The organism is Bradyrhizobium cajani, assembly GCF_009759665.1.
Taxonomy (GTDB): Bacteria; Pseudomonadota; Alphaproteobacteria; order Rhizobiales; family Xanthobacteraceae; genus Bradyrhizobium; species Bradyrhizobium cajani.
In genome coordinates this window covers 17,535-32,023 of sequence record NZ_WQNE01000042.1, presented here as the reverse complement: position 1 = coordinate 32,023, position 14,489 = coordinate 17,535, and the positions used below count along the sequence as shown (strand labels likewise).

Below are 14,489 nucleotides of genomic sequence, written 5' to 3'. Positions count from 1 at the left end.
CATGAGTGGGGCCTTCCTTCACACTGTCTTCGACATCGCGGCGTGGCTGGCGGCGGCCGTCGCCGTCTACTGGCTGTCGCGACGAGGCTTGCGGTTTCCGGCGCAGTCCTTCGAGCTGCCCTATGTCGCCGCGCTCGTGTTCGGCACCGGCATAGGCGCCTATCTGTTCGGGTCCGCCAATCTGTGGCTGTCGGGGCAGAGCGGCATCGCGCGTTCGGTCGAGGGTGCGCTCGCCGGGGGGATCGTAGCGATCGAGCTCTACAAATGGAACGCCGGCATCGCCCTGCGCACCGGCGCGCGGTTTGCGCTGCCGCTCGCCGTCGGCATCGCGATCGGGCGGCTCGGCTGCTACTTCGCAGGTCTCGACGACTTCACCTATGGCACGCCGACGGCATTGCCCTGGGGCCATGATTTCGGCGATGGTATTCTTCGCCATCCCGTCCAGCTCTATGAGAGCGCCGCGATGGGCGCGTTCGCCCTGCTCTATGTGCTGGCGGTCTTGAACCAAGGCGCATTCACGATCACCAATGGTTTTTACCTGGCTCTCGCCTACTATGGCGCCCAGCGCTTCCTGTGGGAATTCCTCAAGCCCTATGGCACGCTGATCGGCCCCTTCACGCTGTTTCACCTGCTGTCGCTGTCCATCCTGCTCTACGCCGCCGTCATGCTGGCGACGGCGCCGAAAGCGAGACCCCTGCATGAACGCGCCGTTGCGTAAGTCGCGCCCGTACATCTTCTGGGGCCAGACCCAATCTCTCTGCGAGACCTGCCTGAAGCTGGTGCCGGCCAAGATCCAGATCCGCGGCGAGGAGGTCTGGTATGAAAAGCGCTGCAGGGAGCACGGCGTCCAGTCGACGCTGGTGTCGAGGGATGCCGCCTATTGGCGCCTGTGCAAGGATTTCATCAAGCCCGGCGACCGGCCGCTGCAATTCCAGCAGCGCACGGAATTCGGCTGTCCCTATGATTGCGGTCTCTGTGCCGACCACGAGCAGCATTCGTGCCTCGCACTGATCGAGATCACCGAGCACTGCAATCTCACCTGCCCGGTCTGCTTCGCGGAATCCTCACCGGCAAGGACGCGGTTCGCGCCGCTCGCAAAGGTCGAGAAGATGCTGGACGCCCTGGTCGCAAGCGAAGGCGAGCCCGATCTCGTGCAGCTATCCGGCGGCGAGCCGACGCTGCATCCGGATTTCTTCGAGATCCTGGAGGCGGTGCGCGCGCGCCCGATCCGCCACGTCATGATCAACACCAATGGCCTGCGCATCGCCCGCGAAAAGGACTTCGTGGCGCGGCTCGCCGAGAACAGGCGCGGGCTGGAGGTCTATCTCCAGTTCGATTCGCTTCAGCGCGACGCGCTGCTCAATCTGCGCGGCGCGGACCTGCGCAAGATCCGGCAGCAGGCGCTGGAGAATCTCGAGCATTACGGCGTCTCGACCACGCTGGTCGCGACCATCAAGCGCGGCGTCAACGACGCCGAGATCGGCGACATCGTCCGCCATGCCCTCACATGGAAATGCGTGCGCGGCGTCACGCTCCAGCCGGTGCAGGACGCCGGCCGCAACGAGAATTTCGACAAGAATACCGACCGCATCATGCTGTCGGAGATCCGAAGGCGCGTGATCGAGACCGGCGTGTTCGGCGACAAGGACATGATCCCGCTGCCCTGCAATCCCGAAAGCATCTCGATCGGTTACGGCTTGCGCAACGGCGAAAAGGTGCTGCCGCTGACCTCGCTCATTCCGCAGGAGCAGCTGGTGGCGGTGATGCCCAACACCATCAGCCCGGAAAAATACCCGATGCTGCGGGAGAAATTCGTCGACCTGTTCTCGCTGTCGTCGGGGCCGCTCAACACCTCCGAGCGCGTCTGCGAATTGCTGTGCTGCCTGCCGAGCTTCGAGGTGCCGCAGGGTCTCACTTACGAGAACGTCTTCCGCGTCACTATCGTGCAGTTTCTCGACCGCTTCAATTTCTGCGTCGGCAACGTCAAGCGCAGCTGCATCCATTTCGTGACCGAGAGCGGCGCGATCATCCCGTTCGACACCTACAATCTGTTCTACCGCAACGGCGCGATCGGCCGGATTCGCGCCGAGCTCGAAGGGCGGACCTATCGCGAGGCAAGGCAAAGCGAGGAGGCACCACATTGAGCGATACGCCGCCACCGGCTCTGCCACCCGTCCCGACGCCCGGCCATGCACGCAGCGGCTGCCTGACCGCGCTGATGGCGATCGCAGGGGTGATCCTGCTGCTGCCGGGTCTCTGCGCGCTGCTGTTTGGCGGAGCCTCGGTGATCGAGGGGGGCAAGATCGATTCGGACATCGCGCCGCTGGTCTTCCTGGGACTGGTGGTCGGCATCGGAGGCGCCGTCCTGATCTGGGCGGCCATCGTGGGGCGAAAGGCCCCCAACCATCCCGGAACCCAGCCCTAAGCCCCGGGAATTCCCGGACAAAATTCAGTCAACCAACGGCCAAAGAACACATTGTTTTTTGGCGTTTTTTGCATATATTGCGCCGCAACGCACAGGGTGCCCGGTCGAGCTGGCCGGGCTTCCTTTTTGGGCGGAAAGCGCCCCGTTTCCAGTCTTCCAGCGTTGTTTCGAGAAGAGGTCCCGGTCCGACCGGCGAGATCGCGCTTAACCCATTGTTCGACCGCAAAGAAGCTCACTCATGAACCTTCGTAACGTCGCCATCATCGCCCACGTCGACCACGGCAAGACGACCCTGGTCGACCGCCTCCTCCAGCAGTCCGGCACCTTCCGCGAGAACCAGAAGGTGACCGAACGCGCCATGGACTCGAACGACCTGGAGCGCGAGCGCGGCATCACCATTCTGGCCAAGGCGGCCTCGGTGCAGTGGAAGGACACCCGCGTCAACATCGTCGACACCCCCGGCCACGCCGATTTCGGCGGCGAGGTCGAGCGCATCCTCAACATGGTGGACGGCGCGCTGGTGTTGGTCGACGCCGCCGAAGGCCCGCTGCCGCAGACCAAGTTCGTAGTTTCCAAGGCGCTCAAGGTCGGCCTCAAGCCGATCGTCGTCATCAACAAGGTCGACCGCCCGGACGCGCGCCCGACCGAAGTCATCAACGAGGTGTTCGACCTGTTCGCGGCGCTGGACGCCAGCGAGGAGCAGCTCGACTTCCCGATTCTCTATGGATCGGCCAAGCAGGGCTGGATGGCCGAGAGCCCGGAGGGTCCGAAGGACAAGGGCATGGAGCCGCTGTTCGACCTGATCCTGCGCCACGTCGCGCCGCCCAAGGTCGAGGAAGGTCCGTTCAAGATGATCGGCACTATCCTGGAGGCCAACCCCTATCTCGGCCGCATCATCACCGGCCGCATCTCCTCCGGCGTGCTCAAGCCGAACCAGCAGGTCAAGGTGCTGAACGCCGACGGCAAGCTGGTCGAGTCCGGGCGCATCACCAAGATCCTGGCATTCCGCGGCCTCGAGCGTACGCCACTCGATGAAGCCGAAGCCGGCGACATCGTCGCCATCGCGGGCCTCACCAAGGGCACCGTCGCCGACACCTTCTGCGACCCGACCGTCGAAGTGCCGCTGCCGGCGCAGCCGATCGACCCGCCGACCGTGTCGATGTCGTTCATCGTCAACAATTCCCCGCTCGCCGGCACCGAAGGCGACAAGGTGACGAGCCGCATGATCCGCGACCGCCTGCTGCGCGAGGCCGAAGGCAACGTCGCGCTGCGCGTCGTCGAAGCCGCCGACAAGGACGCGATGGAAGTCTCGGGCCGCGGCGAATTGCAGCTCGCGATCCTGATCGAGACCATGCGTCGCGAAGGCTTCGAGCTCTCGGTGTCGCGTCCGCGCGTGGTGTACCAGAAGGACGAAGCGACCGGCGCCACCATGGAGCCGATCGAGGAAGTCGTCATCGACGTCGACGAGGAGCATTCCGGCGTCGTCGTGCAGAAGATGAGCGAGCGCAAGGCCGAGCTGATCGAGATGAAGCCCTCCGGCGGCAACCGCCAGCGCCTGGTGTTCTACGCGCCGACCCGCGGCCTGATCGGCTATCAGGGCGAACTGCTCACCGACACCCGCGGCACCGCGATCATGAACCGCCTGTTCCACGGCTACGCCCCGTACAAGGGCGAGATCCAGGGTCGTCGCAATGGCGTGCTGATCTCCAATGACCAGGGCGACGCGGTGGCCTACGCCATGTTCAAGCTGGAAGACCGCGGCCCGATGATGATCGAGCCGGGCTGGAAGGTCTATCGCGGCATGATTGTCGGCGAGCACACCCGCGACAACGATCTCGAGATCAACGTGCTCAAGGGCAAGCAGCTCACCAACATCCGCACGACCTCGAAGGACGAAGCCGTGCGGCTGACCCCGCCGATCCGCATGACGCTGGAAAAGGCGCTCGCCTACATCGAGGACGACGAGCTCGTCGAGGTCACCCCGAAGTCGATCCGCCTGCGCAAGAAGCACCTCGACCCGAACGAGCGCAAGCGCGCGGAAAAGGCCAAGGAAGCGGTGGCGTAACCGGGCGAATGGGAATGGCGATTAGCGAATAGGACGTTTGGCCAAAGGCTGCGTTTCTTATACTCTATTCGCCATTCGCCACTCACTATTCGCTCTTTCATGTCCCTCCCCTCCTCCGTCGACGTCGCGATCATCGGCGCCGGTGCCGCGGGCCTCGGCGCGGCGCATGCGCTGCACGGCTCCGGTCTCTCCGTGATCGTGCTCGAAGCGCGCGACCGGCTCGGCGGCCGCGCCTGGACCGTGCAGGCCTCGCCTGAGGTCACGTTCGACGTCGGCTGCGGCTGGCTGCACTCGGCGGACAAGAATTCCTTCGTTCCGATTGCCCGCCAGCTCGGCTTCGAGCTCAACACCGATCTGCCGCCCTGGGGCGATCGCGCTTATGGCGACGCCTTTCCGGAAGCCGAGCGCATCGCCTTCGCAGGCGCGATCGACGAATTCTACGAACGCGCCTGGGAGGCCGCGGAAAGCGGCGAGGACGCGCCGGCCTCCCGCTTTCTGGAACCTGGCAACCGCTGGAATCCGATGATCGACGCGGTCTCGACCTATGTGAACGGGTGCGAGCTCGATCAGGTCTCGATCCTCGACATGGAGGCCTACGAGGACACGTATTTCAATTGGCGCGTGCGGGCCGGATATGGGACGCTGATCGCGGCCTATGGCGCGCCCTGTCCGGTCGCGCTGAGCTGCAACGTCACGCTGATCGATCACTCCGGTCAGCGCATCCGGCTCGAAACCTCGCGGGGCACGCTCACCGCGGACAAGGTGATCGTCACCGTCCCCACCAATCTGATTGCCGATGAGGCGATCCGTTTTTCTCCGGCGCTTCCCAACAAGCTCGATGCCGCGCGCGGCCTGCCGCTCGGTGTCGACGACAAGGTGACGCTGGCGCTGGCGGATGCTGAAGCCTTCCCGAAGGAGGGAAACCTGCGCGGCGCCACCATGCGCACCGCCATGGGGACCTACCACATCCGTCCATTCGGGCAGCCCTGCATCGACGGCTTCTTCGGCGGCAGCTTTGCGCGCCAATTGGAGGATGCCGGCGAGGGTGCCTTCGCCGCCCATAGCATTGACGAGATTGCGGGCTTTCTCGGCAACGACATCCGCCGCAAGCTGAGTCCGCTGCGCGAATCGCGCTGGGCGCACGATCCCTTCGCCCGCGGCTCCTATTCGCATGCGCTGCCGGGTCACGCCGGCGATCGCGCCGTGCTGGCCGCGCCGGTCGACGGCCGGCTGTTCTTCGCGGGCGAAGCGACCTCGCCGCACTTTTTCTCGACCGCGCATGGCGCGCGCGACAGCGGCGAGCGGGCGGCGGGGGAAGTGCTGGCGGCTCTGGGTAAGAGCTAACCGCAAACTCCGTCATTGCGAGCCACCGGGTCCGCGCGAAGCGCGGCCCGATGACAGGCTCCGCGAAGCAATCCAGAATCTCTCCGCGGAGGGATTCTGGATTGCTTCGTCGCAAGAGCTCCTCGCAATGACGGTGGTGAGAGAGTTGCGCAATGACGCCTCACTCGATCACCCGCGCCCGCAAATCGGCATCGGGCACGAAGCAGGCGTCGTACTTCCCAAAGATGCGATAACGATTGCGCGCAATGAGACTGTAGACGGGGTCACGCAGCGGTTTTGGCACGGCGAACAGCACGCGCACCCAGCTCCATCCCGGGAGTTGCGACAGCACCGTCAGCGCAGCGTCGGACTTCAGGAGCACCTCCCCGCCATGAACCACGGCATTGGTGTCGGGATCACCGGGGTCGATGCCGAATGTCCTTGCGAGCCGAGCCCCATAATCCGACTGGATCGGCGTAAAGCGAAACCGACCCGCCGTGTCACGCTTGGCGACGAAGCGGACCCAGCGCGAGCAGAAGATGCAGACGCCGTCGTACAGGATCACGTCGTCGTCGGGCCATTTTCTCATCAGCGGTTATCCAGCATGAGCAGCGCCACCAGCATCAGCACGATCGCCGGTCCTGTCTTCACCAGTGCTCCTAACGGCTCGATCCAGAGGTCGGGCGTCAGGATTGCCGCACCGGCCATATAGCCGAGCGACGCGACGATGCCCGCAACGAGTCCGATCGCCGCGGTGCGGCGGAAAGCGATCAGCACACCGATGCTCATGTCCATCAGGCTGGTGCCGACGGTGATGGGATCGACCAACGCCGGCGGAAAGTTGTGTGCGCTCAGGATGCCTGCGGCGGCGCGATAGGACACGAAGAGTGCGATGAAGCCGGAGACGACCCAGAAGGCGACCAGGCTCGCGAAGATCAGCGCCTTGACCAGGAACAGCCGTGCGAACCACTTGTCCTGGATGGTGGCGGGATGGCGCCCGACCGTATCGGCGAGCGTTTTCGGCGCGATGCCCGTGGCCGCGATCCACGCCGAGGGATCACCTCGCACGCCACGGCGCAGCTCCGCAATGGCGGTGGAGCGCATCGGCGGCATCCAGCCGAGATAACTGGCGAAATCGCCAATTTTCGCGCCGAGATCGAGCAGGAACGACGGCATCGCGACATGCGGCCAGCCGGCCGTCCCGAACGCGAGGCGAAACTGCTTGACGACGCCGGCCATGGTCACCGGCCCGGCCTGCATCAGGTCCCAGCTCACGGCTTTGACGGATAAATCGTTGATATCGCGCGCTGCTAGCCAGGCGATCGTGGCGGCGATGTCCTCGACCGCGACGGGCTGGAACGGCCTCGCCATCTCCGCAGCCGGCAGATCGAGCGGAAAGGCGGCGAGCGCGCGCAGCATGGCGCTGCCGCCATAGGCCGATGGCGCAACCACGAATCCCGGCCGCAGGATGGCGTGCGGGATGCCCGAAGCCGCGATCAGACGCTCGGCTTCGCGCTTGGTGGTCGCAAAGGCTGTGCGATCGGCTTCCGCTGTTCCGGGAATCGAGATGTGCACCAGGCGGATCGCGCGGCCGCTGTCGCCGATCGCCTGTAGCAGGCGCCCGACGAACTCGCGATGCACGGCATTTGTGTCGCTGCCGGGACCGTCCTGGAGCACGCCGAGGCAGTTCACGACGACATCGACAGCATGCTCACGCAGCAGGCGCGTGAGCGCGGCGGCATCGAGGATGAGGACCGGCAGTTCGATGTCCCGTGCGCTCATCGTCTGCGCCGCCGACAGGCTGCGCGCCACGCCGACGACCCGAAACCCCCGTGCGCGCAGATCGCCCGTCACGAAACGGCCGATCAGGCCGGAAGCACCGAGCACGAGAATGGTTGGCTCGCTCATCGCATCCCTCAAAACGGTTTTGCGATCATCAGCCAGAGGATCAGCATCGTCACGCCGAATCCGGGGAAACCGAACGCGAACCAGCGGCGGAACAGGACGAAGTATCGCTCCGGGAGAGCCATCCGCTGCTCTGCGGCTTTGCGCGCGAGATCGCGCATCTCGATCTGCATGAAGACGACGGGGACCCAGAACAGGCCGGCGACGGCATACAGCGCGAGCGACGCCAGCAGCCAGCGTTCGGTGATCGAGGTTGCCGAGAGCATCATCAAGAGGCCACCGGTGAGCGGCTGAAGGATCACGGCCGACAGCGTGAAGATCGCATCCGCGATCACCACGATCGATGTGGTGCGCGCGATGAACTCTGCGTCGTTCGTGCGATGCGCCATCAGCATGAAGAAGGCGATGCCGGTTCCGGTGCCGAGGATGACGATGGCGCCGAGCACATGGAGATATTTGACCAGGAAATACAGGGTCATGGCTTTCTGGTCGCCACGGGCTTTTGCAGGTTCATCGCACGTTCTAGCACGCTGCTCGCGGCGTTGACGCCGGCCTCGAGCTCGATCATCCAGTGCCCCTCACTGCCGACGGCCGGCAGTACGCGGAAGTCGACCTTGCCGCCGCTGCCGCGAAACGCGTCTGCCAGCGATTGCGAAAACCTCGGTGCAAAATAGCTGTCGTTGGCCGCAACGAGCCACGTGACGGGAAAGCGCGCGCCCTTGCCGAACTCCGCCGCGGTAGCAAGAAGCGCGTGCGGCGCGCAGATCCGGTTCGGCTCATCATTGGCATGGCCGCCGCGCCCCGGCGCAAATGCGATGATCGCGGAGATCGCCGATGGATCGGCGTTGGCGAGCGCCAGCGCGCCCCAACCGCCGGCGGAATGGCCGATCACGACTGCGGCATCCCTGCGAATAAATTCCTGCTTTCGCAAATGGTCCAGCGCGAGTGAAATTTCTTCGGCCGTCGCCCGGCCGGCGCGCGCATAGTCCGCCTCGTCGCAGCCGCCCTGGTCCTCGACATAGCTGCCGCCGGTCGCACCGTGACCGAGCCGCTCCGGCACCAGCACGGCAAAACCGCGCGCGACGAGATGCGCGGTGAGCGCGCGGTATTCCGGTTGCGGCATTTGCGCGCGACGCAAAACATTCTGTGTCGAGGCGTGGGCGATCACCGCAAGCCGGAACGGACCCGTGCCTGCGGGGCGAAACAGCAGGGCATGCGCCGCAATCTCGGGATCCGGCGACGGCACGCGCCATTGCTGACGGCGAAACGGCTCGCCCTCCGTGCCCGACGGCCCAAACGTGACCTGCGCGCACAGAGGTCGTGCAATCAGAAAGGCCAGCACAGGCAGGAGCGCGAGGGTGTTGAACAGCCGCATGAATTCCCGCAAGGCGATACAGAGAACGACAGCCAGACTAGTAGGAACGAATCATGATGGGCGGACTTTCTGCGCTGCCATTGCCCTCCATTCGTTGCCGCCAAGCAGTTTTGCACCGACGCATGGCAGGCCGTTACCATTCGAGCCGGCGGCTTGTCCTCTTTCGGTACAACATGGGTAAAATACTGATGCAGAAAGTCCACAGGTTAACCCATAATTAACGATAGGTCTTGCCGCCGGCGCGGCGACTTGGTTTGATTGTCTCCATGAGCACAACCCTGATCGAGGTCCGGCCGGCCAAAGCTGCAGATGCAACTGCGGTGGCATCGACCCATGACGAAGCCTGGCGCTCGGCCTATCAGGGCATCATTCCCGGCGCTGAGCTGGAGAAGCTGATCAACCGCCGCGGCCCGCAGTGGTGGGACAGCGCAATCCGCAAAGGCAGCCGCGTCAGCGTGCTCGTGTTCGGCGACAAGATCGCGGGCTACGCCAATTACGGCCGCAACCGCGCCCGCAGCCTGCACTTCGACGGCGAGATTTACGAGCTCTACCTGCGTCCGGAATTCCAAGGTCTCGGCTTCGGCCGCCGCCTGTTCGCAGCCGCGCGCCGCGATCTGATGCAGAGCGGGCTGAAGAGCATGGTGGTGTGGGCGCTCTCGGACAACGATCCGGCCACCGAGTTCTACCGGGCCCTGGGCGGCCGCATGGTGGCGCGCTCCTCGGAGCGTTTCGGGCCGAAATCGCTCGACAAGGTTGCCTTCGCTTGGACCAATTGAGCTGCTGAAAGTCTGGGCGGCAGCGTTTCCATCCGTCGATACCGTTGCCTTTTGAGCCGGTGATCGCTGGATTCATTATTTCACAAAAACAACGATGGATCAGCGGGCCAAGCCCGCGTATGACAGCGCCAAATCGCTGCCGGGCGCGATTTCACCTCGGCAATAACGGAGCCTTGAATGCGTATCGATGCGGTCTCGATCGGAAAAAACGTACCCCACGACGTCAATGTCATCATCGAAGTCCCCGTGGGCGGCGAGCCGATCAAATACGAGATGGACAAGGAGGCCGGCACGCTGGTGGTCGACCGCTTCCTCTACACGCCGATGCGTTACCCCGGTAACTACGGCTTCATCCCGCATACGCTGTCCGATGACGGCGATCCCTGCGACGTCCTGATCATCAACACCCGCGCCATCATCCCCGGCGCCGTCATGAGCGTGCGTCCCGTCGGCGTGCTGTTCATGGAAGACGAAGCCGGCGGCGACGAGAAGATCCTGGCGGTGCCGTCGTCCAAGCTGACGCAGCGCTACGACAAGGTGAAGAGCTATTCCGATCTGCCCGACATCACGCTCCAGCAGATCCAGCACTTCTTCGAGCACTACAAGGATCTCGAGAAGGGCAAGTGGGTGAAGATCCTGCGCTGGGGCGGCCCGGAGGAAGCGCACAAGCTGATCCTCGAGGGCATGGATCGCGAGAAGAAAAAGAAGGCGTGACGAAATAACCGTCATTCCGGGGCGCGCGAAGCGCGAACCCGGAATCCAGAAGTTTGCGGCGCGAGATTCCGGGTTCGGCTCTTCGAGCCGCCCCGGAATGACCGACGTACCTACACCGCCGGCTTTGGCAGCCCCGTGATCGCACACGCGGCGCGTAGCGTGTTCACCAGCAGACAGGCGACCGTCATCTGGCCGACGCCGCCGGGCACCGGCGTGATGGCGCCCGCAACCGCAAGCGCTTCCTGATAGGCGACGTCGCCGACGAGGCGGGTCTTGCCGTCGTCTTTCGGAATCCGGTTGATGCCGACGTCGATCACGGTCGCGCCCGGCTTCAGCCAGTCGCCGCGCACCATCTCTGGCTTGCCGACCGCGGCATAGACGAGGTCGGCGCGTTTCACCAGACCAGGCAGGTCGCGCGAGCGCGAATGCGCGATCGTCACCGTGGCATTCTCGTTCAGCAGCAACTGCACCAGCGGACGGCCGACCAGGTTGGAGCGGCCGATGACGATGGCGTTCATGCCTTCGAGCGAAGCGTGCACGCTCTTGGTCAGGATGATGCAGCCGAGCGGCGTGCAGGGCGACAGCGCCTCGAAGCCGCCGGCGAGCCGGCCGGCATTGTTCGGATGCAGCCCGTCGACGTCCTTGGCGGGATCGATGGCATTGATGACGGCCTCGGTGTTGAGGCCCTTCGGCAGCGGCAGCTGCACCAGAATGCCGTGCACGGCGGGATCGCGGTTGAGCCTGGCGACGAGCGCCAGCAGATCTGATTGCGAGACGTCGGCCGGCAGCTTGTGCTCGAACGAGGCCATGCCGGCGGCCTGGGTCTGGGTGTGCTTGGAGCGGACATAGACCTCGCTCGCGGGGTCATTGCCGACCAGGACCACCGCAAGCCCCGGCACCAATTGGTGCTCGCGCTTGACGCGGGCGACCTCGTCGGCGACGCGGCCGCGAAGTTCCGCGGCAATGATTTTTCCATCGATGATCTTGGCCGTCATGTCAGTTCCCTCAGTCTTTCGATTTGGCCGAGGCGAGCTGGCGCAGGGCTTCGCCGAGCCGCACCGGATCGCCGTCCACCGCAATCTGCTTCAGCCGCGAGGTCGCCCCGGACAAAAGCTTGACGCTGGCCTTGGGCACACCAAGCGATTTCGCCAGCAGGACCAAAACAGCCTTGTTGGCCTCGCCGCCATCGGCAATGGCGCGCACCCGCACCTTGAGCACGCTGCGGCCGTCGGAGAGTTGCTCGATCCCGTCGATGTCGTCGCGGCCGCCGCGCGGCGTCACCCGCAGCGCGATGCTGACGCCCGCGGTTGAGGTGCGCCAAGGTTCCTTGCAAGCTTCTCTAGCGACCAAGGCGCTCCAGCCTGCCTAGACCACATTCGGGTAGATGTAATACAGGATCACCCGCTCGACGAACATGATGAGCAGGATCAGGATGATCGGCGAGATGTCGAGGCCGCCGAGACTGGGCAGGAAATTGCGAATCGGTGCCAGCAGGGGCTCGGTGATGCGGTACAGGAACTCCGCCACCGCGGAGACGAACTGGTTGCGGGTGTTCACTACGTTGAAGGCGATCAGCCAGGACAGGATCGCGGCGGCGATCAGCAGCCAGACGTAGAGATCGAGCACGATGATGACGATGTCGAGAACGGCACGCATGGCTTTTGAAATCTCTGGCTTCGGTGGGGATTGACGGCTTGTGCTAGATATCGGTTCCGTCAGGCCCAAACAAGGGAAGTCGGCGCCCGGATGGCTAAAACCGGGTTACACCTGTCCTTGACTTGACCTTGGCGGGGACTTAAATGGCGCCCGGTTGTCGGCCGCATTCACCAGAGCGGCCAGCAAACGGGGCCATAGCTCAGCTGGGAGAGCGCGTCGTTCGCAATGACGAGGTCGGCGGTTCGATCCCGCCTGGCTCCACCAGCCTTCGCAGGCTACGCCTGCTTCGGCTCGGCAAGCCCTCGCGTGGCGAAGGCTGTCCCGCCATAGCCCGCAGGGCGACGGCGGACCCTCTCCACCAATGCTCCTACCTCCCCGTAAACCTTGGCGGCCGTTTCTCCATGAAGCTCGCCACACCCTCCCTGAAATCGCTACCGTTCAGCGCCACCATCATCTCCCGATTCGCCTCGATCATGGCCTCGGCAAGCGTCTGGAACGGCACCTCGTAGAGCTGCCGCTTGATCACGGCCATTGCGCTCGGCGAGACGAGATCGGCGAGATCGCGCGCATAGGCATAGGTATCCTCGCGCAGCTTCTCGGGCGGGCAGAGCCGGTTGACCAGCCCGATCCGCAGCGCCTCCTCGCTCGACACCCGCCGCGCGGAGAGCAGCAAGTCCATCGCATTGGCATGACCGACGATGCGCGGCAGCATCCAGCTGATGCCGTGCTCGGCAATCAGGCCGCGCCGCGCGAAGGCGGTGGTGAACACGGTGTTGTCGGCGGCAAAGCGCAGGTCGCAATAGAGCGCATGGACGAGGCCGATGCCGGCAGTCGCGCCGTTGAGCATGGCGATGACCGGTTTCCTGATCGAAGGATAGTAGCCGTAGCGCGTCTGCCAGTCCGGACGACGGTTCATGTCGAAAGGTGGCAGGTTCGATGCGCGTCTGACGTCATCGGGATCGAGCCCCTTGAGCGCATCCATGTCGGCGCCGGCGCAGAAGGCGCGGCCCGCGCCGGTGAGCACGATGACGCGGACATTGTCATCAGTGCTCGATGCTTCCATCGCGTGGCGTACGTCGCGCTCCATGACCGGCGTCCACGCATTCATGCGGTCCGGGCGGTTGAGCGTGATGGTCGCGATCCTGTCGCTCACCTCATAGAGAATGTGTTCGTAGGCCATGGCGCTCTCCCTTGTTCGCCGGCGCACTTTCGCGCGCGCTCGTTGCGAGTGAGCCTAGCATATCAAGGGATGAGGCAAGGGCTTGCGCCAAGGAACTGCGCGAAGGCGCGATCACTCGGCGGCTTGCGCCAGCACCGGCCGGCACGCCAGCCAGCCGTCGATGAAATGATCGAGCCAGGCGCGTTCCGCAACGTCGTACACGGCACGGTCCGCGAAATGATGATGCCGCTGCCGCGCGCCGGGCGCGCTGAAGCCGTCATAGCCGCGCGTCGTCCAGCAATGCATCATCGCGTAGGTCACATCAGGGTGAAACTGCACGCCGAAGGCATTGCCGGCGCGGAATGCCTGCACCGGAAAATCATCGCCTTCCGCAAGCAGTTCGGCGCCTCGCGGCAGCTCGAAGCCTTCGCGGTGCCAGTGATAGACCTGCGCCGGCCAGTGCGGGCAGAGCGCATGTCCCGCGGCAGTCGGGCGGATGGGATAGTAGCCGATCTGGGTCAACGCCTCCGCGTGCGGCGCGACGCGGGCGCCGAGCTGCATCGCGAGCAGCTGCGCGCCGAGACAGATGCCGAGGAACGGCCGCTGTTCGCGGAGCGGAATTTCGATCCAGTCGATCTCGCGGCGGATGTAGTCGTCGGGATCATTGGCGCTCATCGGCCCGCCAAAGAACACTGCGCCGGCATGCCGCTCGAGCGTCTCGGGCAGGGGGTCGCCGAAGCGGGGACGACGAATGTCGAGGCGATGGCCGAGCGCGCGCAACGCATTGCCGACCCGGCCCGGCGTCGAGGATTCCTGGTGCAGGACGATCAGAACCGGCAACCGGGCTTCGGAAGCGGAGGCGGCCGCGCCCGGCGTCCTTCTGGGGAAGGGCACCAATTCTGCGCCACCAAACCTGTTCGTCCGGAACGACATGGCCTCTGCGAGTGCTATCGGTTCAGTCCAGCAGCATAGCTAAGCGATGGTTAACATCGTGTGAGTTCGCGCACACATGCGCCTGCTATCAAGCAAGCTCCGGGCCACTACGGGTGCTCCAGGATTTCTCTAAAGCGCGATGAGATTAGGATGAATCG

16 protein-coding genes and 1 tRNA gene are annotated in these 14,489 nt (G+C 64.6%); 8 read left to right on the top strand and 9 right to left on the bottom strand.

Going from position 1 to position 14,489, the window contains the following annotated elements; translation table 11 throughout:
- The first annotated feature begins 1 nt into the window (after position 1).
- The 5 genes from GPL20_RS33720 (at position 2) to GPL20_RS33700 (ending at position 5,834) form a co-directional block, all read left to right on the top strand.
- Positions 2-718, top strand: coding sequence for a prolipoprotein diacylglyceryl transferase family protein (locus GPL20_RS33720; RefSeq protein ID WP_157336067.1), 717 nt, complete (start codon positions 2-4; stop codon positions 716-718).
- Positions 699-2,144, top strand: a complete 1,446-nt coding sequence (locus GPL20_RS33715; RefSeq protein ID WP_157336065.1) for a radical SAM protein — start codon at positions 699-701, stop codon at positions 2,142-2,144. Before GPL20_RS33720 ends, GPL20_RS33715 begins: the two co-directional genes overlap by 20 nt.
- A complete protein-coding gene (locus GPL20_RS33710) occupies positions 2,141-2,425 on the top strand; it encodes a hypothetical protein (RefSeq protein ID WP_167533331.1) in 285 nt (94 codons plus the stop codon). Before GPL20_RS33715 ends, GPL20_RS33710 begins: the two co-directional genes overlap by 4 nt.
- 238 nt (positions 2,426-2,663) lie before the next feature.
- Positions 2,664-4,490, top strand: a complete 1,827-nt coding sequence (gene typA, locus GPL20_RS33705; RefSeq protein ID WP_157336062.1) for a translational GTPase TypA — start codon at positions 2,664-2,666, stop codon at positions 4,488-4,490.
- 99 nt (positions 4,491-4,589) lie between these two features.
- On the top strand, positions 4,590-5,834 hold the full coding sequence (locus tag GPL20_RS33700; protein ID WP_157336060.1) for a flavin monoamine oxidase family protein: 1,245 nt from the start codon (positions 4,590-4,592) through the stop codon (positions 5,832-5,834).
- A 160-nt stretch (positions 5,835-5,994) separates the two neighbouring features.
- On the opposite strand, the gene GPL20_RS33695 is transcribed toward GPL20_RS33700, so the two are convergent.
- From GPL20_RS33695 to GPL20_RS33680, 4 genes are read right to left on the bottom strand one after another with little or no spacing between them, the layout of a single operon-like run.
- Complete coding sequence (locus GPL20_RS33695) at positions 5,995-6,402, bottom strand: thiol-disulfide oxidoreductase DCC family protein (protein WP_157336058.1); 408 nt, start codon at positions 6,400-6,402, stop codon at positions 5,995-5,997.
- Positions 6,402-7,721, bottom strand: coding sequence for an SDR family oxidoreductase (locus GPL20_RS33690; protein WP_157336056.1), 1,320 nt, complete (start codon positions 7,719-7,721; stop codon positions 6,402-6,404). Before GPL20_RS33690 ends, GPL20_RS33695 begins: the two co-directional genes overlap by 1 nt.
- Before the next feature lie 8 nt (positions 7,722-7,729).
- A complete protein-coding gene (locus GPL20_RS33685; RefSeq protein ID WP_157336054.1) occupies positions 7,730-8,197 on the bottom strand; it encodes a DUF2269 family protein in 468 nt (155 codons plus the stop codon).
- Positions 8,194-9,093 (bottom strand): dienelactone hydrolase family protein, encoded by a 900-nt coding sequence (locus GPL20_RS33680; protein ID WP_157336052.1) that lies wholly within the window; start codon positions 9,091-9,093, stop codon positions 8,194-8,196. Before GPL20_RS33680 ends, GPL20_RS33685 begins: the two co-directional genes overlap by 4 nt.
- 266 nt (positions 9,094-9,359) lie before the next feature.
- On the opposite strand from GPL20_RS33680, the gene GPL20_RS33675 reads away from it, so the two are divergent.
- Positions 9,360-9,869 carry a GNAT family N-acetyltransferase gene (locus tag GPL20_RS33675; RefSeq protein WP_008136728.1) on the top strand — a complete coding sequence of 170 codons (510 nt, stop codon included), beginning with the start codon at positions 9,360-9,362 and terminating at the stop codon, positions 9,867-9,869.
- Positions 9,870-10,046: 177 nt separating this feature from the next.
- On the top strand, positions 10,047-10,583 hold the full coding sequence (ppa, locus tag GPL20_RS33670; protein ID WP_091882840.1) for an inorganic diphosphatase: 537 nt from the start codon (positions 10,047-10,049) through the stop codon (positions 10,581-10,583).
- Positions 10,584-10,693: 110 nt separating this feature from the next.
- Here ppa and folD read toward each other — a convergent pair whose 3' ends face one another.
- From folD to GPL20_RS33655, 3 genes are read right to left on the bottom strand one after another with little or no spacing between them, the layout of a single operon-like run.
- Positions 10,694-11,578, bottom strand: coding sequence for a bifunctional methylenetetrahydrofolate dehydrogenase/methenyltetrahydrofolate cyclohydrolase FolD (gene folD, locus GPL20_RS33665; RefSeq protein ID WP_157336050.1), 885 nt, complete (start codon positions 11,576-11,578; stop codon positions 10,694-10,696).
- Positions 11,579-11,588: 10 nt separating this feature from the next.
- Entirely contained in the window at positions 11,589-11,933 is a 345-nt protein-coding gene (locus GPL20_RS33660; protein ID WP_157336048.1) for a DUF167 domain-containing protein, read from the bottom strand.
- A gap of 15 nt (positions 11,934-11,948) precedes the next feature.
- On the bottom strand, positions 11,949-12,239 hold the full coding sequence (locus GPL20_RS33655; protein WP_157336046.1) for a YggT family protein: 291 nt from the start codon (positions 12,237-12,239) through the stop codon (positions 11,949-11,951).
- A gap of 188 nt (positions 12,240-12,427) precedes the next feature.
- On the opposite strand from GPL20_RS33655, the gene GPL20_RS33650 reads away from it, so the two are divergent.
- A tRNA-Ala gene (locus GPL20_RS33650) sits at positions 12,428-12,503 on the top strand.
- 103 nt (positions 12,504-12,606) lie between these two features.
- Here GPL20_RS33650 and GPL20_RS33645 read toward each other — a convergent pair.
- Together GPL20_RS33645 and GPL20_RS33640 are read right to left on the bottom strand one after the other, a co-directional pair.
- The gene (locus tag GPL20_RS33645) at positions 12,607-13,419 is read right to left on the bottom strand and encodes an enoyl-CoA hydratase (protein ID WP_157336044.1); all 813 of its coding nucleotides are present in this window, start codon (positions 13,417-13,419) and stop codon (positions 12,607-12,609) included.
- Positions 13,420-13,530: 111 nt separating this feature from the next.
- Complete coding sequence (locus tag GPL20_RS33640) at positions 13,531-14,331, bottom strand: glutamine amidotransferase (protein ID WP_157336042.1); 801 nt, start codon at positions 14,329-14,331, stop codon at positions 13,531-13,533.
- Positions 14,332-14,489 lie beyond the last annotated feature (158 nt).